19 protein-coding genes are annotated in these 22840 nt (G+C 70.9%); 6 read left to right on the top strand and 13 right to left on the bottom strand.

Annotated elements, in window-relative coordinates:
* The first annotated feature begins 73 nt into the window (after positions 1-73).
* The 4 genes from ACFYZQ_RS19190 to ACFYZQ_RS19175 all read left to right on the top strand — a co-directional run bounded on the left by ACFYZQ_RS19190 (position 74) and on the right by ACFYZQ_RS19175 (position 4798).
* The gene (locus ACFYZQ_RS19190; RefSeq protein ID WP_389148736.1) at positions 74-1333 is read left to right on the top strand and encodes a citrate synthase family protein; all 1260 of its coding nucleotides are present in this window, start codon (positions 74-76) and stop codon (positions 1331-1333) included.
* Between the two features lie 54 nt (positions 1334-1387).
* On the top strand, positions 1388-2329 hold the full coding sequence (locus ACFYZQ_RS19185; protein WP_389148733.1) for a sucrase ferredoxin: 942 nt from the start codon (positions 1388-1390) through the stop codon (positions 2327-2329).
* A gap of 109 nt (positions 2330-2438) precedes the next feature.
* Positions 2439-4121: an ATP-binding protein gene (locus ACFYZQ_RS19180; protein WP_389148730.1), complete on the top strand. Its 1683-nt coding sequence runs from the start codon at positions 2439-2441 to the stop codon at positions 4119-4121.
* Positions 4118-4798 (top strand): response regulator, encoded by a 681-nt coding sequence (locus ACFYZQ_RS19175; protein WP_389148727.1) that lies wholly within the window; start codon positions 4118-4120, stop codon positions 4796-4798. The genes ACFYZQ_RS19180 and ACFYZQ_RS19175 overlap by 4 nt, the downstream gene beginning before the upstream one ends.
* A 26-nt stretch (positions 4799-4824) precedes the next feature.
* Here ACFYZQ_RS19175 and ACFYZQ_RS19170 read toward each other — a convergent pair whose 3' ends face one another.
* From ACFYZQ_RS19170 to ACFYZQ_RS19160, 3 genes are all read right to left on the bottom strand, one after another.
* Positions 4825-5883: an ABC transporter substrate-binding protein gene (locus tag ACFYZQ_RS19170; RefSeq protein WP_389148724.1), complete on the bottom strand. Its 1059-nt coding sequence runs from the start codon at positions 5881-5883 to the stop codon at positions 4825-4827.
* A gap of 91 nt (positions 5884-5974) precedes the next feature.
* The gene (locus ACFYZQ_RS19165; RefSeq protein ID WP_389148720.1) at positions 5975-6838 is read right to left on the bottom strand and encodes an ABC transporter permease; all 864 of its coding nucleotides are present in this window, start codon (positions 6836-6838) and stop codon (positions 5975-5977) included.
* Complete coding sequence (locus ACFYZQ_RS19160) at positions 6828-7643, bottom strand: ABC transporter ATP-binding protein (protein ID WP_389148717.1); 816 nt, start codon at positions 7641-7643, stop codon at positions 6828-6830. The genes ACFYZQ_RS19165 and ACFYZQ_RS19160 overlap by 11 nt, the downstream gene beginning before the upstream one ends.
* Before the next feature lie 159 nt (positions 7644-7802).
* Here ACFYZQ_RS19160 and ACFYZQ_RS19155 point away from each other — a divergent pair, with 159 nt between their 5' ends.
* The gene (locus ACFYZQ_RS19155; RefSeq protein WP_388799606.1) at positions 7803-8495 is read left to right on the top strand and encodes a response regulator; all 693 of its coding nucleotides are present in this window, start codon (positions 7803-7805) and stop codon (positions 8493-8495) included.
* Positions 8496-8540: 45 nt separating this feature from the next.
* Here the strand turns inward: ACFYZQ_RS19155 and ACFYZQ_RS19150 are convergent, their stop codons facing one another.
* The 6 genes from ACFYZQ_RS19150 to ACFYZQ_RS19125 all read right to left on the bottom strand — a co-directional run bounded on the left by ACFYZQ_RS19150 (position 8541) and on the right by ACFYZQ_RS19125 (position 15696).
* Positions 8541-10133, bottom strand: a complete 1593-nt coding sequence (locus ACFYZQ_RS19150; protein WP_389148714.1) for a cation acetate symporter — start codon at positions 10131-10133, stop codon at positions 8541-8543.
* On the bottom strand, positions 10130-10681 hold the full coding sequence (locus ACFYZQ_RS19145) for a DUF485 domain-containing protein (protein ID WP_389148711.1): 552 nt from the start codon (positions 10679-10681) through the stop codon (positions 10130-10132). The genes ACFYZQ_RS19150 and ACFYZQ_RS19145 overlap by 4 nt, the downstream gene beginning before the upstream one ends.
* A gap of 69 nt (positions 10682-10750) precedes the next feature.
* Complete coding sequence (locus ACFYZQ_RS19140; RefSeq protein WP_389148708.1) at positions 10751-11431, bottom strand: response regulator; 681 nt, start codon at positions 11429-11431, stop codon at positions 10751-10753.
* Positions 11428-12579 carry a sensor histidine kinase gene (locus tag ACFYZQ_RS19135; RefSeq protein ID WP_389148705.1) on the bottom strand — a complete coding sequence of 384 codons (1152 nt, stop codon included), beginning with the start codon at positions 12577-12579 and terminating at the stop codon, positions 11428-11430. The genes ACFYZQ_RS19140 and ACFYZQ_RS19135 overlap by 4 nt, the downstream gene beginning before the upstream one ends.
* On the bottom strand, positions 12576-13100 hold the full coding sequence (locus tag ACFYZQ_RS19130; protein WP_389148702.1) for a DUF1453 domain-containing protein: 525 nt from the start codon (positions 13098-13100) through the stop codon (positions 12576-12578). The genes ACFYZQ_RS19135 and ACFYZQ_RS19130 overlap by 4 nt, the downstream gene beginning before the upstream one ends.
* 472 nt (positions 13101-13572) lie before the next feature.
* The gene (locus tag ACFYZQ_RS19125) at positions 13573-15696 is read right to left on the bottom strand and encodes a type IIA DNA topoisomerase subunit B (protein WP_389148699.1); all 2124 of its coding nucleotides are present in this window, start codon (positions 15694-15696) and stop codon (positions 13573-13575) included.
* 453 nt (positions 15697-16149) lie between these two features.
* Between ACFYZQ_RS19125 and ACFYZQ_RS19120 the strand changes: the two genes are divergently transcribed.
* The gene (locus tag ACFYZQ_RS19120; RefSeq protein WP_159670677.1) at positions 16150-16380 is read left to right on the top strand and encodes a hypothetical protein; all 231 of its coding nucleotides are present in this window, start codon (positions 16150-16152) and stop codon (positions 16378-16380) included.
* Positions 16381-16516: 136 nt separating this feature from the next.
* Here the strand turns inward: ACFYZQ_RS19120 and ACFYZQ_RS19115 are convergent, their stop codons facing one another.
* The 4 genes from ACFYZQ_RS19115 to ACFYZQ_RS19100 form a co-directional block, all read right to left on the bottom strand.
* A complete protein-coding gene (locus ACFYZQ_RS19115; protein WP_389148697.1) occupies positions 16517-17383 on the bottom strand; it encodes a S1 family peptidase in 867 nt (288 codons plus the stop codon).
* 143 nt (positions 17384-17526) lie between these two features.
* On the bottom strand, positions 17527-19071 hold the full coding sequence (locus tag ACFYZQ_RS19110) for an RNA polymerase sigma factor (protein ID WP_389148694.1): 1545 nt from the start codon (positions 19069-19071) through the stop codon (positions 17527-17529).
* A 397-nt stretch (positions 19072-19468) separates the two neighbouring features.
* Positions 19469-20356 (bottom strand): FadR/GntR family transcriptional regulator, encoded by an 888-nt coding sequence (locus tag ACFYZQ_RS19105; protein WP_389148691.1) that lies wholly within the window; start codon positions 20354-20356, stop codon positions 19469-19471.
* Positions 20357-20518: 162 nt separating this feature from the next.
* Positions 20519-22774, bottom strand: coding sequence for an ATP-binding cassette domain-containing protein (locus ACFYZQ_RS19100; protein WP_389148689.1), 2256 nt, complete (start codon positions 22772-22774; stop codon positions 20519-20521).
* Between the last annotated feature and the right edge of the window lie 66 nt (positions 22775-22840).

Here is a 22840-nt window from a genome sequence, read left to right as displayed (position 1 = left end):
GACGATCGATGATTGATTCATCTGTGTCAATATTGATTGAATCAATGCTCAGGGGGCGGATACCGTGGCTTCCATGCGCGATCAAGACCCCGCTTCCGGCCGTGCGGAGCGTCGGCTGAGCACCAGGGAGACCGCCGAGCTGCTCGGGGTGAAGCCCGAGACCGTGTACGCGTACGTCAGCCGCGGTCAACTCAGCAGCAGGCGGGCACCGGGGGGCCGCGGCAGTACCTTCGACGCGGAGGAGGTGGCGGCGCTCGCCCGGCGCAACAGGCGGGAGGGCGGCGTCAGTACGGGGGCCGGGGGCGAACTGTCCGTTCGGACCCGGATCACCCTGATCGACAAGGACCGGTACTTCTTCCGGGGGGTCGACGCCACCGAACTCGCCACGCGTCACTCCTACGAGGAGGTCGCCGAGTGGCTGTGGACGGGGCGGATGCGTCCCGGCGTCACGTTCGCGGCCCCCGAACAGGCCGTCGCCGTCGCCCGCCGCGCGGTGCGGTCACTGCCGGAGCACACCTCCCCCGTCGACCTGCTGCGGGTCGCGGCCATCGCCGCCGCCGCCGAGGACCCGATGCGCTTCGACCTGTCGGAGGAGGCCGTGCTCGGCACCGCGCGCGTGCTCATCCCGACCCTCGTCGCGGCCCTGCCCCAGCGACCCTCCGCCGCCCGGCCGGACGACGGTCCGCTCGCCCGCCGGCTGTGGAGCCGGCTGACCGGTCACGAGGCCGACGAGGCGTCCCTGCGCGTCCTGGACACGGCGCTCGCCCTGCTCGCCGACCACGACCTCGCCGCCTCCACGCTCGCCGTGCGGGTGGCCGCCTCCGCCCGTGCGCACCCGTATGCGGCCGTCTCCACCGGGCTCGGGGTCATCGAGGGCCCGCTGCACGGCGCCGCCAGCGGCCTGGCCCACCGGCTGCTGCTCGACGTACTGGACCAGGGCACCGCCGTACCGGTCATCGCCGACGAACTCCGGGCCGGGCGCCGCATCCCCGGACTGGGCCACCGGCTCTACACGGGTGAGGACCCACGCGCGCGTGTCCTGTTCGGCCTCCTGGAGCAGGTCCCGCGCGCCGAGTCCGCGCTCCTCGCGGCCCGGGACATCGTCGCCACCACCGCCCGCCACACCCCGCTGCACGCCAACGTGGACCTGGCCCTCGCCGTGCTCACCGTGGCCACCGGCATGCCCGCCACCGCCGGAGAGACGATCTTCGCCGTCGCCCGGACCGCCGGCTGGATCGCGCACGCGCTGGAGGAGTACGGGGAGCGCCCGCTGCGCATGCGCCCGAGCGGCCACTACGTCGGTCCGCCGCCTCCCCAGCCCCTGCCCGGGTAGCCGCACGGGGCGGCCGGAAGTCACTTGCAGCAAAGTCAGGTTAGGCTCACCTGTGTGAGTAGGTGTGCGACCGTCTCCCGGAACCTCGAGGAGCCCGTGTCCGGTACCGCGGCCACGGCGACGACATGGCTGCTGCTGGAACAGTCCGGCCCGTGGGGTGCCAAGGCGCTCACTTCGAGCCACCTGGACCCCGCGCTTGGCCGCGCCCTTGAGGCCGCCGCCGAGGGCACGGGCGTCCGGATCGCGCTCATCCGCCGCCCCGGCCGGCACGCCGACCCCGGGACACCTGCCGTGCGCCAGGTGTACGTGGCCCACACGGTCCCCGGAGAAGGGTGGCTGCACCACGCCACCACCCGTGATCCGCGAGAGCTGCTCGGTCTCGACTTCGCCGCCCTGGGCGCCGGTGACCACCGCAGCTTCGGCGCGGCGCTCGGCGGCCGGCCGCACGAGGACGGTCCGCTCGCCCTCGTCTGCACCAACGGCAAACGCGACCGCTGCTGCGCCCTCCTCGGCCGCCCCCTCGCGGCCGAACTCGCCTCGTCCGGTGTGCGGGGCGCGTGGGAGGTCACTCATCTGGGTGGCCATCGCTTCTCACCGACCGTGCTCGTGCTGCCGTACGGATACGCCTACGGCCGGGCCGAGACCCACGCCGTCAAGGAGGTCCTGCACGCCGCCCAGGAAGGCCGTGTGGTGGTCGAGGGGTGCCGAGGGCGGTCCGCCTGGGAGCGGCCCGGCCAGGCGGCCGAGCTGGCCGTGCGCTCGGCGACGGGCGAGTACGCGGCGGACGCGCTGAGCGTCGTACGGACTCAGGGCGCCGCTCCACGCTGGGAGGTGACCGTCGCCCATGCCGACGGCCGCCACTGGCGGGTGACCGTGGCCCAGGGCGCCTCCCTGCCGCACCGTCCGGAGAGCTGCGGCACCTCCGTGTTCGGCTCACCGGCCCGGATGGACGTGGTGGCGGTGCGGGAACTGACGGCGGCGGGACTGGCGGGCTGAGCGCTCCGCGCGGCCCCGGAAGCGGCCTCACGGTTTCCCCAAGAACTGGTCAAGAGATCCACGCCACACCCCTTCGGCAGCACCCGTCCGCCCACGTACCGTCTTGGGTATGAGCCCCACTCCCTCCGCACGCCGCCGGCGCCTCGGTCTGCCGCGGCGGGTCTTCTCCCAGGTGCTGCTGATGCAGGTGGCGATCGCCGCGGGAGTCGCGGTGCTCGCCACCGGGCTGTTCCTGGCGCCGCTGAGCAAACAGCTCGACCAGGAGGCGATGCGCCGGGCGCTCGCCATCGCCGAGACCACGGCGCAGGACCCGAAGATCGCCCAAGGAGTCCTGAGCACCCCGCCCAGTGCCGACGGCCCGGTGCAGAAGGAGGCGGAGCGGATCCGCAGGGCCACGCACGCCGAGTACATCGTGGTCCTGGACCGGCACTGGATCCGCTGGTCCCACCCCACCCCGAGCGAGATCGGCCGCCGGGTCTCCACCTCCCCGAAGGACGCCCTGGAAGGCAAGGAGGTCATGGAGATCGACAAGGGCACCCTGGGCCGCTCCGCGCGCGGCAAGGTGCCGCTGTACGACTCCCGCCACCGGATCATCGGCGCGGTCTCGGTCGGCATCGAGTACAGCAGCGTGCGCGCCAATCTGATCGGCGCGATACCAGGGCTGTTCGCCTACGCGGGCGGCGCCCTCGCGGTCGGCGCGCTGGCCGCCTGGCTGATCTCCCGCCGGGTGCAGCGGCAGACCCGGGACCTGGCCTTCTCGGACATATCGGCGCTGCTCGACGAGCGCGAGGCGATGCTGCACGGCATCCGGGAGGGCGTCGTCGCCCTCGACCGCGCCGGCCGCATCCGTCTGCTCAACGACGAGGCGCGGCGCCTGCTCGGCATCGGTGACGAAGCCCTGGGCCAGTCGCTGGACGAGGCGCTGGGCACGGGCCGTACGGCCGACGTGCTGGCCGGCCGGGTCACCGGCACCGACCTGCTCACCGTGCGCGGCCAGCGGGTGCTGGTCGCCAACCGCATGCCCACCGACGACGGCGGCGCGGTGGCCACCCTGCGCGACCGCACCGAGCTGGAGCAGCTCGGCCGCGAACTCGACTCCACGCGCGGCCTGATCGACGCGCTGCGCGCCCAGGACCACGAGCACGCCAACCGCATGCACACGCTGCTGGGCCTGCTGGAGCTGGAGATGTACGACGACGCGGTGGAGTTCGTGGGAGAGGTGGTCGGCGACCACCGGGTCACCGCGGAGCAGGTCACCGAGAAGATCAAGGATCCGCTGCTGGCCGCCCTGCTGGTCGGCAAGGCGACCGTCGCGGCCGAGCGCGGGGTGGCCCTGTGGATCTCGGACCGGACCCGGCTGCCGGACCGGCTGATCGACCCGAGGGGGCTGGTCACGGTCGTGGGCAACCTGGTCGACAACGCGCTCGACGCCCTCGGGGGGACCCCGCACGCGCGCGTGGAGGTCGAGTTGCGCACCGAGGGGCGTACGGCCGTCCTCAGGGTGCGCGACACCGGGCCGGGGATCCCGGAGGAGCAGCGGGAGTTGGTCTTCACCGACGGGTGGTCGACCAAGAAGCCGCCGGCGCACGGCAAGCGTGGCCTCGGGCTCTCCCTGGTCCGCCGGTTCGCCGAGCGGCAGGGCGGGAGCGCCACGGTGAGCGAGGCGGACGGCGGCGGCGCCGAGTTCACGGTCGTACTGCCGGAGGCACTGACCGAGCCGGGTCTGGACGCGGGCCTGGAGCCGGCCCTCACCGCATCCGGCCCGGCCGCCGACGAGGAGGAGGCGCGATGATCGAGGTCCTGGTCGTGGACGACGACGTACGGGTGGCCCGGGTCAACGCCGCCTACGTCGAGAAGGTGCCGGGCTTCCATGTGGCCGCGGAGGCGCACAGCGCGGCTGACGCGCTGCACCGGCTGGAGACGCTGCCACGGCTCGACCTGGTCCTGATGGACCACTATCTGCCCGACGAGACAGGGCTGGCGGTGGTGCAGGAGATGCGCCGGCGGGGTCACCAGACCGATGTGATCATGGTGACGGCCGCCCGGGACGTGGCGACCGTACAGGCCGCGATGCGGCAGGGGGCCCTGCAGTACCTGGTGAAGCCGTTCGCCTTCCCCGGCCTTCGGGCGAAGCTCGAGGCCTATGCGCGGCTGCGCCGCACCCTGGACGGCGGTGGGGAGGCCGAACAGGCCGAGGTGGACCGCATCTTCGGCGCGCTGTCCGCGCCGTCGGAGCCCGAGCTGCCCAAGGGGCACTCCCCCACCACCGCCGAACTGGTGCGTCAGGCCCTGATGAACGCCTTGGGCCCGCTGTCCGCCCAGGAGATCGCCGACCGTACCGGGGTGAGCCGGCAGACCGCCCAGCGGTATCTGAAGCTGCTGGAACGCACCGGCCGGGCCAGGCTGACCCTCAAGTACGGCGACGCGGGCCGCCCGGAACACCGTTACGTGTGGGCGACCCGCGCCTGACGGGGTCGGACGGTCCGTCGGTCCGCCTACTTGGCGGCCTTGTCGACGAACTCGGTCGTGTAGGTCTTGCTCAGGTCCACCTTGGCGTTCTTGATGTTGGGGTTGAACGCCTTGAGGACCTTCTCGACCGTCTCGGGGCCGTCCTTGGGCATCACGCCGTCGTCGGTGAACATCGGGAGGGTGCTCTTGATGGCTTCGGCGTACAGCGTCTTGTTGCCCTGGGAGTAGTCGGCGGGCATCTTGGCCGCGATCTCGGACGCGCTGTGGGTCGACATCCACTTGAGCGTCTTGACGAACGCGTTGGCCAGCTTCTGGACGGTGTCCTTGTGGCTGTTCACCCAGTCCGTCTGCATGTACAGGCTGGACGACGGGTACGGGCCGCCGAGCGCCTTCTGCGAGCCCTCGGGCGTCCGCATGTCGAGGAGGACCTTGCCCGCCTTCTTGTCCAGGATCGTGGCGACGGTCGGATCGGTCGTCATACCGGCGTCGATCGAGCCCTGCTGAAGCGCCGAGATGAACGTCGGTCCGGCACCGACGGCGATCGGGCTGAAGTCGCTGACCTTCACGCCGTTCTTGACGGCGAGGTATTTGGTGAGGAAGTCGGTCGAGGAGCCGAGACCGGTGATGCCGAGCTTCTTGCCCTTGAAGTCCTTGGGCGAGGTGATGTCGCCCGCCTTCTTGGTGGAGACGACCTCCACCTCACCCGGCGCGTGCGAGAACTGCACGACGGACTCCACGCTCTTGCCCTTCGTCTGCAGGTCGAGGGTGTGGTCGTAGAAGCCGACGGCACCCTGGACCTGTCCGGAGACGAGCGCGGTCTCGGCCTGGACACCGGCGGGCTCGCTCAGCAGCTCCACGTCGAGGCCCTCGGAGTCGAAGTAGCCGAGCCGCTGGGTGAGCATCGCCGGCAGATAGATGACCTTGTCCAGGCCGCCGACCATGATCTTGACCTTCGTGCCCTTGCCGTCGCCCTTGCTGCCGGCGGCGGAGGTGCTGCTCGCCGCGTCGTTGGCGCAGGCGGTGAGCGAGGAGAGGGCGAGCAGGCCGGAGACGGCGAGCGAGGCGTATCTGGCGGTCTTGCGCATGGCGGTTCACGTCCTTGTGAGAGGGCGGTGCGGGGGGGGGAGGGGGTGTCCTGGAGCGCTTGGGCTCGGGCCGGTGCCGGTCGGGCCGGACTCAGTGGCCGGAGTTCGCCGGCTTCCAGCGGAAGATGCGGCGCTCGGCGAAGGTCAGCGCGCCCTCGGCCACGAGTGCGACGGCCGCGAGGATGACCATCGCGGCGTAGACGCCGGCGGCGTTGAAGGTGCCCTGGGACTGGGCGACGAGCAGGCCGATGCCCTTGGTGGCGCCGATGTACTCGCCGACGATGGCGCCGATGAGGGCGAAGCCGAAGCTGACGTGCAGGCTGGTGAAGATCCAGGAGGTCGCGGACGGGATGACCACCTGCAGCGTCACCCGGCGATCGCCGGCGCCGAGGATCCGGGCGTTGGCGACCAGGTTGTGGTCGACCTCACGGGCGCCCTGGAAGGCGTTGAAGAACACCGGGAAGAACACCAGCACCACGGCCGACGCGACCTTGGAGGCGGGGCCGAGTCCGAACCAGATCACGAAGATCGGGGCCAGGACGATCCTGGGAATGGAGTTGAGCACCTTCACGTACGGGCCGAGCACATCGGCGAGGAAGGCGATCCGCCCCAGGGCGATACCGAAGAGCACACCGGCGACGACACCGATGACCCAGCCGAGCAGCGCCTCCTGCAGCGTGGCCCAGATCTGCTCGCCCAGGGAGCCCTGTGCCGTTCCGTGCATCACCCAGGTGCTGATCTGGTCCCAGATCTGCGAGGGCATCGAGAAGTTGAACGGGTCGATGATCTTGGACCGGGAGAGCCCTTCCCACAGACCGAGGACGGCCACCAGGACCAGCACCCGTGCGGCGTTGACGACCACCTTGCGTCTGCGGGCGGCCTGGGCGCGCGACTGCGCACGGCCCGGAACCTTCGCCGTGTCGACGACCGGCGTGCTGAGGACCTCAGGCGACATTGGCGGCACCCCTCTCGCGGGTGATGCGGACCTCTTCGCCGAGCGACTCCCAGATCTCGCGGTAGATCTCGATGAACCGCGGCTCCAGGCGTACCTGCTCGACCTTGCGCGGCCGCGGCAGGTCGATCTCGAAGACCTGCTTGACGGTCGCGGGCCCGGCGGTCATCACGACCACCTTGTCGGCCAGCGCGATGGACTCCTCCAGGTCGTGGGTGACGAAGACGACGGAGGCGCCCGTGCCCTCCCACAGCTCCAGCAGCTCGTCCGACATCAGCGCCCGGGTCTGCACGTCGAGCGCCGAGAACGGCTCGTCCATCAGCAGGATCTCGGGGTCGTTGACGAAGGTGGCGGCGAGGGCGACACGCTTGCGCTGACCGCCCGACAGCTGGTGGGGGTACCGGTCCTCGAAGGCGGCGAGACCGACCCGGGCCAGCCACTCGCGGGCCTTCTGCTTGGCCTCCGCCTTCGGTACGCCACGGAAGCGGGGGCCGGCCATGACGTTGGACAGCACCGTCCGCCAGGGGAAGGTGGCGTCCTGCTGGAAGACGAAGCCGACCTTGTCGCCGACGCCCTTCACCGGCTCACCGGCGACCAGCACATCGCCCTCGGTGGGCTCCTCGAGGCCACTGACCAGGGTCAGCGTGGTGGACTTTCCGCAACCGGTGGGGCCTACGACGGCCACGAACTCACCGCGCCCGACGGTGAGGTCCAGGTCACGGACGGCCGTGTGCAGCCCCCCCGACGGGGTCCTGAAGGTCTTGCTCGCACCCCGTAGCTCGATGGCGGGGCTGGTGTCTGCGCTCATGGCCCGGGACGGTAGGTGTGGCCCGGGCCACAGCATCAGTCTTCTGAGCGCAAGCCATTCTTTTGCTCGCAAGAGCCTGTTGTGCTCATTTTGCTCGCGTTACAACTGCGGAGCACGAAACACGGGCTTAACGCTCGCCGGCCTTGAAGGAGAGGCCTGATGATTGACGTCCTGGTCGTGGACGACGACTTCCGTGTCGCCGAGATCAACGCCAAGTACGTGGGAAAGGTTCCCGGCTTCCGGGTGGCCGCCCGCGCGCACTCCGCCGCCCAGGCGCTGGCCGCCGTGGAACGGGGAGCCATCGACCTGGTGCTGCTCGACCACTATCTGCCGGATCAGACGGGTCTCGACCTGGTGCACCGCATGCGGGAGCAGGGACACGGCACCGACGTCATCATGATCACGGCGGCCGGTGACGTGACGACGGTGCAGAAGGCGATGCGTCTGGGCGCACTGCACTACCTGGTCAAACCGTTCACCTTCGCCGCGCTGCGCACCCGCCTGGACTCCTACGCCGCGCTGCGCCGCACGGTCGACCGGGTCGGTGGCCACGGCCTGGCCGGCCAGGAACAGGTGGACCGGATCTTCGGCGCGCTGCGGACCGCGCCCGCACCGGCCTCCCCGGGGCTGCCCAGTGGCCATTCCGAGCCCACCACGGACCTCATCTGCGGCGTCCTGCACCGTGCCGACCACCCGCTCTCCGCCCACGAGGTCGCCGCCGAGACCGGCCTGAGCCGCTCCACCGCCCAGCGCTATCTGCGCCACCTGGAACAGGCCGGCCGGCTCCGCCTCTCCCTGAAGTACGGCGACACCGGCCGGCCGGAGCACCGGTACGCGTGGGTGGCGCCGTAAGGGTTCACCTCCGCGACGGGTGCTCCGCCCTCTCCCTCTCCCGCTCTACACGGCTCCGGCCCCGGTCAACGACCGCACCTCGGTCTCCGCGTACTTGGCCTCGTCAGGTACCTCGTCCGAGGTGACCGTGCCCAGCCAACCGGCAAGGAAGCCGAGCGGGATGGAGACGATGCCCGGGTTCTGCAGCGGGAAGTACTGGAAGTCGACGTCCGGGAACAGGGAGCCCGGACTGCCCGACAGCACCGGCGACAGCGCGACCAGTACCAGCGCCGGCACCAGCCCGCCGTACACGGCCCACACCGCGCCGCGCGTGGTGAAGCCACGCCAGAACAGCGAGTAGAGCAGCACCGGCAGGTTCGCCGACGCGGCCACCGCGAAGGCGAGGCCCACCAGGAAGGCGACGTTGAGGTCGCGGGCCAGCAGACCGAGCGCGATCGCGACCACCCCGATCCCGACCGCCGCGACCCGTGCCACGGCCACCTCGCTGCGCGGTTCGCCGCGTCCGCGCCGCAGGGTCGCGTACAGGTCGTGCGCCACGGACGCCGACGAGGCGAGCGTGATCCCGGCGACCACCGCGAGGATCGTGGCGAAGGCGACGGCTGCCACGACCGCGAAGAGGACCGTTCCCCCCGTGGAGTCCGGGCCTCCGCCGAGGTCGAGGGCGAGCAACGGCACTGCCGTGTTCCCGGCCGCGTTGGAACTGCGCAGCTCCGCCGGCCCGACGATCGCGGCCGCGCCGAACCCGAGCACGATCGTCATCAGGTAGAAGCCACCGATCAGCCCGATCGCCCAGACGGTCGAACGGCGCGCGGCCCGCGCGGTCGGCACCGTGTAGAAGCGCGCCAGGATGTGCGGCAGACCCGCCGTGCCCAGGACCAGTGCGAGGCCCAGGCTGATGAAGTCCAGGCGCGCGGTCCAGTCCCCGCCGTACTTCAGGCCGGGCGCCAGGAAGGCCCGCCCGTGGCCGCTGCGCTCGGCGGCCGCGACCAGCAGCCGGTCGAAGTCACCGTGGAACCGCACCAGGACGAGCACGGTCAGCGCCACAGTGCCGCCGAGCATCAGGACCGCCTTCACGATCTGGATCCAGGTGGTGGCCCGCATCCCTCCCAGCGATACATAGATCACCATGAGCGCACCGACACCGACGACGGTCCAGGCCTGCGCCGCCGCGCCGGTCCGACCGAGCAGCAGCGCTACCAGGCTGCCCGCACCCACCATCTGCGCCACCAGATACAGAACGGACACGGTGACCGAGGAGGTTCCCGCGGCGATCCGGACCGGCCGCTCGCTCATCCGGGCGGCGATCACGTCGGCCAGGGTGAACCGGCCGCAGTTGCGCACCAGTTCCGCGACCAGGAACAGCACGACCAGCCAGGCGACCAGGAAGCCGACCCCGTACAGCAGGCCGTCGTAGCCGAACAGCGCGATCAGCCCGGCCACGCCCAGGAACGAGGCGGCCGAGAGATAGTCACCCGCGATGGCAAAACCATTCTCCATGGGCGAGAAAAGTCGTCCTCCGACATAGAACTCCTCGGCGGAGCCTCGCCGGTGGCGCCCCACCCACGTCGTGATCACCAGGGTGACGACCACGAACGCGATGAACAGCCCGAAGGCCAGCGTCTGATGGCGATCCGTCACAGTGCACCGCCCCTGCTGCCACGCGTCAGCTCCTGAGTGTCCCAGCGCAGGTCCAGCGCCGCCCGGTCCCTGCGCAGGCGCGCGTGCCGGGAGTAGGCCCAGGTGAACAGGAAGGTCGTGAGGAACTGCCCGAGCCCGGCGAGCATCGCCACGTTCACCGCGCCCACCACGGGCCTGGCCATCAGACCGGGCGCGGCCGTCGCCGTCACGACGTACCCCACGTACCAGCTGAGGAAGAGGACGACCCCGGGCAGCACGAACCTCCGGTACCGGCCACGCACCTCCTGGAAGGTCGCACTCCGTTGCACCTCCAGATACACCTCGCGGGCGCGGACTTCCGGCCCCTGCCGCTCGGCGCGGGCACCCGGCACGGCGGCCGGAGTGGGCACGCCCGTGCCGTCCAGCTCGCCCCACCCGGAGGCGAGCGCGTCGTACCAGGGGTCCTCGTACCCCGCGTGGCGGGGGGCCGTGCCGTGACCGTCGTGGTTCTCGGCCGCCCTGTCCGGACCGCCCATGTCTGGGCGGTAACGACCGTTGTTTGGCTGCATGCCCAAGGATGGACAGATCGGGCTGATCCCTGACTGTTCTTCGCCAGGCTCTTCACCCCATCAGGTGACTCAACCCGCTGGTGGCCGTGCCAGTCCCTTCGCGTACGCGTAACGCACGGCCTGTGCACGGTCCTTGAGCCCCGCCTTGGCGAAGAGGTTGTTGATGTGTGTCTTCACCGTCGCGGTCGAGACATGCAGTTTGCGGGCGATCTCCTGATTGCTGAACCCCTCCGCGATCAGAGCCAGCACCTCGGTCTCCCGAGCGGTCAGTCCGTCCGGGGCCTCCTCGGGTGCAGAGGGTGGCTCGGGCTGCGACAGCCGTTCCAGCAGCCGCCGTTGGACTCGCGGTGACAGCCCCGCGTGCCCCGACAGCACACTCTCCACGGCCCGGACGATCTCGTCGCCGCCCGCGTCCTTGGTGAGGTAACCGCGTGCTCCTGCTCTCAGCGCCGGGAAGAGCGACTCGTCGTCAGCGAAAGTGGTGAGCACCACGACCTGGGTCCCGGGGTGCTCCGCCCGGATCCGCCGAGTCGCCTCCACGCCGTCGCAGCGGGGCATCCGCAGGTCCATCAGGACGACGTCCGGCGCGAGTTCCGCGACCAGCCGCACGGCCTCCTCGCCGTCTCCCGCGGCCCCGACGACCTCGATGCCCGGCAGCAGTCCGAGCAGCATCACGATGCCCTCACGGACCACGGTCTGGTCGTCCACGACGATCACCCGCGCCGACACCTTCCCGGTCTCCTCCGTCATACGGGTACCTTCAGCGTCACCACGAACCCCTCCTCGTCCGGCTCCGCCACGAGCGAGCCGCCCAGCAGTTCGGCACGCTCCCGCATACCCAGCAGACCGTATCGCTGGCCCGCGCCGGTCAGTTCCCCCGGCTCACCGCCCGAGTCCCTGACGTCCAGGGTCACTTCGTGCTCGCCGTACTCCAGCCGGATCCGGACCTTGGCCCCGTAAGCGTGCTTGCGCACGTTCGTCAGCGCCTCCTGCGCGACCCTGCGCACGGCCTGGGACGCCTCCGCGGGCAGCGGTCTGCGATCACCCGTGACGGTGACCTCCGCGCCGGCCGCCGCGCTGACGAGCTCGGCCAGGAAGTCCTCCAGCGGGGTCAGCTCACCGCGCAGTGCGGACAGTGCCTGCCGGGTCTCGGCCAGACCGTCACGCGCCATTCCCCGCGCCGCCACCACCCGCTCGAGGATCTGCTCCTGGTCCGCTCCCCGCTCGATCAGCAGTCGGGCGGCCTCCAGATGCACGAGCTGGGCGGAGAGACTGTGGGCCAGGACGTCGTGGATCTCCCGCGCGATCCTGGCCCGCTCCGCCAGTGCCGCGGACTCCGCCTCCGCGGACCGGGCGGCCCGCTCCTGGGCGAGCAGCCGCTGGGCGTTGCCTCGGGCCTCGGCGTCGAGCCGGAGGACGTAGCCGGCGAGGCCCATGCCCGTGACCGTGGCCGCGGTGGTCAGCCACGCGTCGTTGTTGACGGCGGAGAAGGCGGTGAGGGCGAGAGCTGAGACGGGCAGGGCCGCTCCGAGGGGCATCCGCTCCAGCGCGCTCACAGCGCAGCCGCACCATATGACGAGGGCGGACTCGCGGAACCCGGTCGCCTGAGCCACGGTCGCCAGCCCCAGCAGAAGCGTGACGACGATCATCGACGTCAGCAGACGGTGCTGGTAGGTGGCGCGGAAGAAGGCCCAGGAGAGTACTCCGGCCAGGGTGATGCCACCCACCGCCGCGACCGTCGCCCACCCGTGCACGTGACGGTCGTCGAAGGCTCCCCACAGCAGCAGGGCGAGGACGAGCAGCCGGACGGCCCAGGCGAGCATGCGTCTCGGTCCGGAGACGCCTTCCCGGCCGAGCGCCTCGCGGGAGGGCCAGCGTGTCCAGGCGTTGTCCGTCACACACGCTCCTTCCACGCGGGCCGCGGCATGGCGTCACCGTACGCCGCGGCCGGGCCGGTCGCCGAGGGGAGGGACTGAGCACGCCAGGCCAGGATGGCGGAGCGCACCAGCAGGGTGCCCGCGAGGGCGAGGAGCAGAGCGGAGCTGTCCTGGTGGACGCCCAGCAACACCCCGAGCCCGAAGAGACCCGCGCGCAGGGCGACACCGAGGATCCAGACGGCCACGCTCGCCTTGCTGCTCCTGCTCCACACGACCCCGTCCGGCTCCCGCCACACGCGGCTGGTCCAAGCCCAGCCGGCACCGGTGGCCAGGCCTATGAGCAGTTCGACGGTGAGCAGCAGGACGGATGCCCAGCGGTGGTGGGCATCGACCATCCCGGGCTCGCGCAGTGCCGCTGCCGCGAGGACGACGGGCATGAGCCACCACCGTCGGTCGCTGTCGATCGCCCGGGCACGGCACTGGCGCACGATCACCAGCGTGGCAACGGCCACGATCACCAACGCGTTGACGAGCCCGGGCATCACAGCCTCCGTGAGCGGAAGGGAGAGCCGGCAACGAGCGCTGCCGACGCCTTCGACGCTACGGAAATTCGCAGGTCAGCAGATCGGAGCCGGGGTGGATCGCAGGTGGATCCGCCACACCCCGTCGCCTCCACCCAGGGGTGGAGAAGCACCGGCGAACCCGATTGCCGGGCAGTCGCCAGCCCGGGCGGCAGCGGCAGGGCGTTGCCGCCGGGCGTCGGAGCCACACCGCGACCGCGCCAGCCGCACCGCACCCCACCGCACCCCACCGCACCCCACCGCACCGCACCGCACCCCACCGCACCGCACCGCACCGCACCGCACCGCACCGGCTCAGCGGGCGCCACTGCCCAGCCGATCCCGGCCGCACGCCCCGCCGGCCCGCACGGCACCCCGGCTCAACCCGCCCGGAGTGCCCTGCCCGCCCGACCGAAGCCGAGCCGGCAGCCGAGCGGCAAGCCGAGCACGGCGCCTACGTGTCGATCCGCGACCGGTCCAGCGTCGCCGCCGAGCTGGAGATGAACTCCTTGCGGGGGGCGACCTCGTTGCCCATCAGCAGATCGAAGACCTGCTCGGCGGCCTCGAGGTCCGAGAGGTTGATCCGGCGCAGGGTGCGGTGGCGGGGGTCCATCGTCGTCTCGGCGAGCTGGTCGGCGTCCATCTCGCCCAGACCCTTGTAGCGCTGGATGGAGTCCTTGTACCGGACGCCCTTGCTCTGCAGGTCCATGAGCGTGTCACGCAACTCGCGGTCCGAGTACGTGTACACGTACTTGTCCTGGCCCTTCTTCGGCTGGACGAGCTCGATGCGGTGCAGCGGCGGTACCGCGGCGAACACCCGGCCGGCCTCGACCATCGGCCTCATGTAGCGCTGGAAGAGCGTCAGGAGCAGGCAGCGGATGTGGGAACCGTCCACGTCGGCGTCGGTCATCATGATGATCTTGCCGTAGCGAGCCGCGTCGAGGTCGAACGTCCGGCCCGACCCCGCCCCTATGACCTGGATGATCGCGCCGCACTCGGCGTTCTTCAGCATGTCGGTCACGGATGACTTCTGCACGTTGAGGATCTTGCCCCGGATCGGCAGCAGCGCCTGGAACTCGGAGTTCCGGGCGAGCTTCGCCGTACCGAGCGCTGAGTCGCCCTCGACGATGAACAGTTCGCTGCGGTCCACGTCGTCGCTGCGGCAGTCGGCGAGCTTGGCGGGCAGCGAAGAGGACTCCAGGGCCGTCTTCCGGCGCTGGGCGTCCTTGTGCTGGCGGGCAGCGATGCGCGTACGGGCGGCGGCGACCGCCTTCTCCAGGACCACCCGGGCCTGGGCGGCGGCGTCGCGCTTGGTGGAGGTCAGGAACGCCTTGAGTTCCTTGCTGACCACGTTGTTCACGATGCGACGGGCCGCCGAGGTACCGAGGACTTCCTTGGTCTGGCCCTCGAACTGCGGCTCGGCCAGACGCACGGTGACGACCGCGGTGAGGCCCTCGAGGGCGTCGTCCTTGACGATGTCGTCCTCGGCGACGCGCAGCAGCTTCTTGGCGCGCAGCACCTCGTTCATCGTCTTGGTGACGGCCTGCTCGAAGCCGGCGACGTGGGTGCCGCCCTTGGGGGTGGCGATGATGTTGACGAACGACTTGAGCGTCGTGTCGTAGCCGGTGCCCCAGCGCAGCGCCACATCCACACCGAGTTCCCGGGTGACCTCGGTGGGGGTCATCTGGCCGTGGTCGTCCAGGACCGGGACGGTCTCCTTGAAGGTGCCCTGACCGGTGAGGCGGAGTACGTCGCACACCGGCTTGTCGGTGGCCAGGTACTCGCAGAACTCGCTGATGCCGCCGTCGAAGCGGAACGACTCCTCGCCCTTGCTGCCCCCCTCGCCCAGGCCGTACTCGTCGCGGACGACGATGGTCAGGCCGGGCACCAGGAACGCGGTCTGGCGGGCGCGCTGGTGCAGCGTCTCCAGCGCGAGCTTCGCGTCCTTGAGGAAGATCTGCCGGTCGGCCCAGTACCGCACGCGCGTGCCGGTGCGGGTCTTGGGGATCTTCTTGGCCTTGCGCAGGCCGCCCTTGGCCTCGAACCTGGCGTCCGCGCCGTTGCCCGCGAAGGCACCCGGGACACCGCGCCGGAAGCTGATGGCGTGGGTGTGACCGGCGCGGTCGACCTCGACGTCCAGGCGGGCGGAGAGCGCGTTCACCACGGAGGCGCCGACGCCGTGCAGACCGCCGGAGGCCGCGTACGAGCCCCCGCCGAACTTGCCGCCCGCGTGCAGCTTGGTCATGACGACCTCGACGCCCGAAAGGCCCGTCTTGGGCTCGACGTCCACGGGGATGCCGCGGCCGTTGTCCCGGACCTCCACCGAGCTGTCATCGTGGAGGATCACCTCGATGTGGTCGCAGTAACCACCGAGGGCCTCGTCCACGGAGTTGTCGATGATCTCCCACAGGCAGTGCATCAGGCCACGACTGTCGGTCGAGCCGATGTACATACCAGGGCGCTTGCGCACGGCTTCGAGGCCCTCAAGGACGAGCAAGTGCCGCGCGGTGTAGTTGGAGCCGTCCCGGTCTGCTCCTGCGAGCAGTGCTGTGGACGGCACGGACGTCTCGGCGGTCACGCGGTTCGCTCCTCGCTGAATTTCAGTTGGGCCCGGTCTGGGTAAGGGCCCGGCTTCGGTCGCCGCTCCGAGGGTACCGAGGCCTGGTAGAGCCGTTGTACCGCCACCCTCGCCGGGAACTCAGCCTAGTCCAGACTCGCATACTTGTTCGATCCCTCGTTGGAGTGAAGTACACATCACGTTCCCTTCGAGGCATGAACCATTTAGGCTCCGGGCACGTCCTCATGAACAACCGGCAAGCCAGCCGGGTGGACGGAAACCCTAAGACCGAACACTGACAGCGCGAACCCGTAAGCACCTAAGACACGCAATACGGCACATTCGCCGCCAACCGGCAGCAGACAGCCGCCCCGGGAAAGATTTCTTCGAGGAAAGGCCACGAGCGGGAACGTTTTCGGGCTGGTTGGATGTTGACCCTGGTACGACAGCTCGTCGAGCTAGAGAAGAGGCGACGTGACTACTGTTCTGACCCCCGCGAGCCCCCTGACGGCCGCCGATCGCTGCGACCGCTGCGGCGCCCAGGCATACCTGCGCGTCGTACTGCTCAGCGGCGGAGAACTGCTCTTCTGCGCCCACCACGGCCGCAAGTTCGAGCCGGAACTCAAGAAGATCGCCGCTGAGATACAGGACGAGACGGAGCGGCTGACGTCCGTTCCCGCGAGCACGTCCGAAGATGAGCGCTGACATCTCGCACAGACGACGAGCCAGCCCCGGCACAGGCCGGTGAACGGGCGGCCGCTCCTGCTGACAGGAGCGGCCGCTCGCGTTGGTACACCCGTCGGCCCGCCGCCGTCGCGGCACCAGGGGCCCACCGGGCCGCTCAGGCGCCTGTGTGGGGCGCCCGCAGACCGCCCGCCTTGCTCCCCAGCCCTATCGTCCGCACGATGTCGGACACCCGCGTGTAGACGCCCGGGCTGCCCGGCCGTCCACAGCCGTTCCCCCACGACACCAGTCCGATCAACCGCCCCTGGGCCACCAGAGGGCCTCCGCTGTCGCCCTGACAGGCGTCGGGGCCGCCCTCGGCCTCACCGGCACACACCATGGTCTCGGACCGGTACGTGCCGTCCAGCCCGCCGGGATATGCCTGGGCGCACAGGGCGTCGGGCAGCACGCGCACCTGTGCGGCGTGCAGGCGCCGGGCGTAGTCGCCTGCGCCGGTCGTGTCGCCCCACCCGGAGACCAGGGCCTTGGCCCGCGGCTCGTACGCCGGGTCGCCGGCGGCCGCCATCGCCACGACCGAGCTCTGCGGCAGGGGCTCGGCCAGGGTGACCACGGCGAAGTCGCCGGAGTTGCGGATCTCGTCGTAGCCGGGATTGACCCACACCCCACGAACGGCGATCTCCTCGCCGCCACCGGCCAGCAGGTCCGTTCGACCGGCGATGACCTTGAGGTCCCGCATCTTGTCGGGTGGTGCCCCCAGGACGTCCTCGGTCAGGCAGTGGGCCGCGGTCAGCACCGTGGTCCTGCCGACCACGGCCCCGCCGCAGAACTGCCCTGCTCGCATACCCCCGAACCGGTCACGGCTGGACAACGCCACCGTCCACGGGCTCACGGACACATCGACGGGAAACCCCCCGACGACAACGCTGTCGGCGGACGTGGGCGCCGCTCCGGCCAACGGTATGGCGGCCGAGAGGGCCACGAGGAACAGTGGCCGGGCCAACGCCCGGGCCCAGGGTCGAGGCATGAACGCTCCTTACTCCAGGTTCCGATCGAGAAACCCAGAGTCATCCAGAGCGCCACGGCGCGCAGCACGAAGGCCCGGCCTCCCCTTGCGGGGGGGGGCCGGGCCTTCGACGTGCTACTGCCGGGATGCGATCGGCGTGCGACCTAGTCGAGGTAGTCGCGCAGCACCTGCGAACGCGACGGGTGGCGCAGCTTCGACATGGTCTTGGACTCGATCTGGCGGATGCGCTCACGCGTCACGCCGTACACCTTGCCGATCTCGTCGAGGGTCTTCGGCTGGCCGTCGGTGAGACCGAAGCGCATGGAGACGACGCCGGCCTCGCGCTCGGACAGGGTGTCGAGCACGGAGTGCAGCTGCTCCTGCAGGAGCGTGAAGCTGACCGCGTCGGCGGGGACGACGGCCTCGGAGTCCTCGATGAGGTCACCGAACTCGCTGTCGCCGTCCTCGCCCAGCGGGGTGTGCAGCGAGATGGGCTCGCGGCCGTACTTCTGGACCTCGATGACCTTCTCCGGGGTCATGTCGAGCTCCTTGGCCAGCTCCTCCGGAGTGGGCTCGCGACCCAGGTCCTGGAGCATCTGACGCTGCACGCGCGCGAGCTTGTTGATGACCTCGACCATGTGCACCGGGATACGGATGGTGCGAGCCTGGTCGGCCATGGCGCGGGTGATCGCCTGACGGATCCACCAGGTGGCGTACGTGGAGAACTTGTAGCCCTTGGTGTAGTCGAACTTCTCGACGGCACGGATCAGACCGAGGTTGCCCTCCTGGATGAGGTCCAGGAAGAGCATGCCGCGGCCCGTGTAGCGCTTGGCCAGGGAGACCACCAGACGGAGGTTGGCCTCCAGGAGGTGGTTCTTGGCGCGTCGGCCGTCCTCGGCGATGATCTCGAGCTCGCGCTTGAGCTTCGGCGCCAGCTTGTCGGCGTTGGCGAGCTTGTCCTCCGCGAAGAGGCCCGCCTCGATGCGCTTGGCCAGCTCGACCTCCTGCTCGGCGTTGAGCAGGGGGACCTTGCCGATCTGCTTGAGGTAGTCCTTGACCGGGTCGGCGGTGGCGCCGGCCGCGGCGACCTGCTGCGCGGGAGCGTCGTCCTCGTCCTCGTCGGACAGCACGAAGCCCGCGCTCTCGGCGCCCTCGGGCTCGTCGGCGACCTTGGCGTCCTCGAGCACCTCTTCCTCGAGGAGCTCGGCGTCGTCCTTCTTGGCGGTCGTCTTCTTGGCCGCCGTCTTCTTGGTGGCGACGGTCTTCTTCGCGGCCGCCTTCTTGGCAGTCGCCTTCTTGGCTGCGACCTTCTTGGCGGGTGCGGCTTCCTCGGCGGGATCGGCGACGGCGGGGTCGGCGGGCACGGCCGGAGTGGCCGTGGTGGCGGTGGCCTTCCTGGTGGTCACCGTCTTCGCCGCGACCGTCTTGGTGGCGGTGCGCTTGGCCGGGCTCTTCGCTGCGACGCTCTTCCGGGTCCGCTTCGGTTCCGCGGCACTGACCATCAGCGTCACACCCTCTTCCTCGAGGATCTGGTTGAGGCTGCGCAGTACGTTCTTCCACTGAGTGGCCGGGATCTGGTCAGCTTCGAAGGCCCGACGCACATCGTCGCCGGCGATCTGCCCCTCAGCCTTTCCCCGCTCAATGAGCGCCATGACAGAGACGGACTCGGCGATCTCCGGCGGGAGCGTACGGGATGTGCTGGCCGACACGAACAACCTCTCGGAACGTTGGAAAACGGCTTCCGGCCCCGTCCAAGACGGACAGGAGCCGACCGCCGGCTTGGGGATGGGCCGACGGCGCGGGCGGGGGCCGGGAAGATGCACAGCGCCTTGAATGGCGTCCGTATTCCCTCCGCGGCTGTCACCTCTTAGGTCATCGCGTTGTTCCCGCAAGCGTTACGCCCAATCTGCGTGGCCCGAGTCACACCCCGTAAGCAGTCAAAATTGGTCAGACATAGACAGAAGATGTCTTGGGTGGTCGCGTCACCCAACCCGCCGGACACGCCGGGTGCCCTGAGGACCCGGCGAGCCCGGCGGCAGACGGTTCCCGGGCCCGGCGACGCCACGAGAACGCGGCACACCCCGACCCCACCGCCCGAGGTCCGGGTCAGTGCTCGCGCGGGGCGGGCACCACGCGCTCGACCTCGGGATGGACGGTGAGCAGTTGACGCATGGCCGCCTCGGCCGCCGCACCGTCCCCGGTGCCGAGCGCGTCGACGATCCGGGCGTGCTGGGCCAGGGAGGCGTCGTTCGGCCGCTCACAGCCTGTGACCGGCCCCCCGGAGACCTGCAGGGCCGCCGACACGATGCCGGAGAGGTGCTCCAGCATGCGGTTGCCCGCGATCTGGATGAGCAGCGCGTGGAACTCCGCGTCGGCCCGCGAGAAGGTGAGTGCGTCACCCTGCGCCATGGCGTGGCTCATGATCTGAACCATGTCGGAGAGGCGCTGCTGGACGTCCTCGCGACCGTGCCCGGCGGCGAGGCGCGCCGCCAGCGGTTCGATCGTCCAGCGCAGTTCGCTCAGCTCGCGCCGCTGGTCGTCCCGCTGCGGCCCGAAGGCGCGCCACTCGATGATGTCCGGGTCGAGGAGGTTCCAGTCGCTGACGGGACGCACCCGCGTGCCGACGTTCGGGCGGGCGCTGACCAGCCCCTTGGCCTCCAGTACACGGAGGGACTCGCGGACGACGGTGCGGGAGACCTCGAAGCGCTGGCCGATCTCCTCGGGCACCAGCGGGCGGTCCGCGCCCAGGTCCCCAGAGACGATCATCTGACCCAGCTGTTGCACGAGCTGGCCGTGCAGACCGCGGCCGCGGCTGCCCGCGGCGCGTCGGCCCACACGACCGAGTTCGGGGTCCGCGCCGTCCCAGACGGGCGCTCCGACGCGGTCGGGCGCGGGCGCCTCGGCGTAGGGGTAGCGGTCGAGTTCGCCCGGGCCGGACAGACCGGAGTCGGTGGAGCGGGCGGCGGTCATCATGGTGTGCGCAAGGGTACTCACGGATCCTTTGTCGGCGTCGTCTCCAACTCCCTTGAGGTCTTTGGTGAAAAGCACACGAAAGGGTGATCGCTCACGCCGTCGCAATTGACGCCTTATCGGAAAGAAATGGGCTTTCTGTGGGGAGTTGTGCGCATGGCGGGTTCGGAAGTGCACGGACAGTAGTCACCGGAGTCCGCCCCTGAAGGTCACGAGCAGATAGGCGCAGAGCAGGGCGGTCAGGGACAACGTGAGCGCACCGCCCACGGGTTGGGCGATGACCCGGGCCGCGGCGACCAGGTAGCGCTCGCCGCCGAAGGGCCACTGCAGCAGGAAGACCCGGTGCATGCGCAGCGGGAAGTCCGCCGCCATGCGCACGGCCGGCCCCTCGAGCGCCTTCTGCACGACAGGCACGACCACGACCGGTACCGCAACGACCGCGGCGAGCCCGGCCGAGGTGGACCGGAAGACCCCGGCGGCCAGCACGCCGGCCCAGGCGCACCCCACCACCAGGCCGAACCAACCGGCTCCGAGGGAGAGCCAGTCGGCCGGAACCCGCGCGAGCTCCCGTCCGTAGACGACGTAGAGCGCTTCGGCGTCGCAGCCCACGGTGAGGAAGGCCAGCATCGCCGCCGTGACACCCGAGACGAGGAGTTTGGCGGTGAGCAGCCCCAGCCGGCGGGGCACGGTGCCGCGGTCGGCGGCCAGGGCGGGATGGCGGAACTCGTCGCCGAAGGCCAGCGCGCCGAGCAGCGCCGAGCCGAGCGCCGCGGGTGGCAGAGGGAGTCCCGCCGGCCACGCCGCGAACAGCCGTGCCTGCGGGGTGTGGCCGAGGCGGGCGAGCAGCACGGCGGTGAGGGCGGAGACCATGAGCACGGCTCCGCAGGTGAGGAAACCCGTGCCGATGCCTGCGGCGCGGCGGAGTTCGTAGCGCAGCGGGCGCAGGGGGCTGGGGGCGGGACATACGGCGATGGGGGGCGGGAGAACGGACAGGGCGTCGGGAACGGCAGTCGCGGCGTCGTTCCTTGAGCCCCGGGGGGCATGCCGGTCACCGGTCGGCTCGCGCCGTTCGTGCGGGTCGCATGCTTCCGTGAGGGGCGCGCGGGCAGGCGCTGCCGTGTCGGAGGTCTCCGCCTGCGACTGAACGGTGGGGGCGTCGGAGGGCTGTGGCGAGTGGGCGACGGTTGCGGTGGCGGTGATCGCCACGGCGGACGGGGCGGGGATCGACGGTGAGGTGTCGGCGGCGGGCGAGTCGCCGTCCGTCGGCGGCCGGCCCTGCTTCCGCAGCGCGCCGACGACCGGGGCCCGGTCCACTGCCGGCAGATCCTGAGTGGCCGGCGCGCGATCCGCGGCGGGCACCTCGTGGGCGGCCCCCGAGCGCCCCGGGGCGGACGCGTCGCCCGCTCCGTGGCTCCCGCCCTTGCGCGGCTGCCCGACCACGGGCTGTCCGTCGGCGTTCTGCCGTCGGCCCGTCGGCGGTGGCTCGTCCGCGTCGCCGGATCCGTCCTCCGGCGACAGCCGGTCGACGGCGAACTCATGCCCGTCCGGCGCGAGTGAGCCCGCACCGGGTCCCATGTCGCCCGTCTCGTCCGCGAGTTGGTGGACGAGGATCCCGTGGCGGAACGCGATCTCGCCGACCTCGGCTGTCGTACTGCCGTACACGGAGAGGCGGTTACCGCCCTCCGGCACGACCTCGACGGAGCGCCGTGACGTACGGGCCTCCTTCACGAGGACGGCGGTCAGACGTGCGGCGTGCGGGCTGCGGACGGCGACGCGGGGACGCAGCCGGGTGCGGCCGAACTCCGCGGCCTCCTGGTCCGCGAGGAGCCGGCCGCGCTCCAGGGTGACGACCCGGTCGGCGTCGCGAGCGGCCTCCTTGGGGTCGGCCGTGGTGAACAGGACCGTGCCGCCCTGTGCCGCGTGGGCGCGCAGCATGCCGTGGAGCCAGCGGCCCTCCCGGGCGGAGAGCCCGTCGGCGGGATCGTCCAGCACGAGCGTGTGCGGGTCGGGCAGCAGGGCGCAGGCCAGACCGAGCCGACGGTCCATGCCGCCCGAGAGGGTGCCCAGGCGTTCCTCGCGCAGGCTGACGAGACCGACGGCCTCGAGCACCTCGTCGGCGCGTCGGACGGGCACTCCCGCCGCGGCGCAGAGCATGCGCAGGTGACCGCGGACCGTGCGTGCCGGGTGTCCCGGCACGTCGCCCAGGAGTACGCCGACCTCACGCGAGGGATGGGGAACGCGATGCAGGGGCCGCCCTTTGAAGTAGGTGATCCCGCGCCCCTGCTCAAGTTCCAGCATCAGTCGGAGCGTTGTCGTCTTGCCCGCGCCCGGAGCGCCCAGAAGCGCGGTGACACCGCCCGGCCGAGCCTCGAAGGAGACGTCGTCGACGGCAGGCGGGCTCCCCTTGCGGGCGTTGCTGGTCAGTCCGAAGGCCTGGATCACCCGCAGCAAGATAGCGCGATATGTCCAGATTTTCGGGTACCGCTTCGGTGTAGTCGCCCGCCGCCC

The organism is Streptomyces sp. NPDC001843, from assembly GCF_042891955.1.
Lineage (GTDB): Bacteria > Actinomycetota > Actinomycetes > Streptomycetales > Streptomycetaceae > Streptomyces.
Note: the sequence above shows the minus strand (reverse complement) of the source record. Positions and strands in the feature narration are given on the sequence as shown.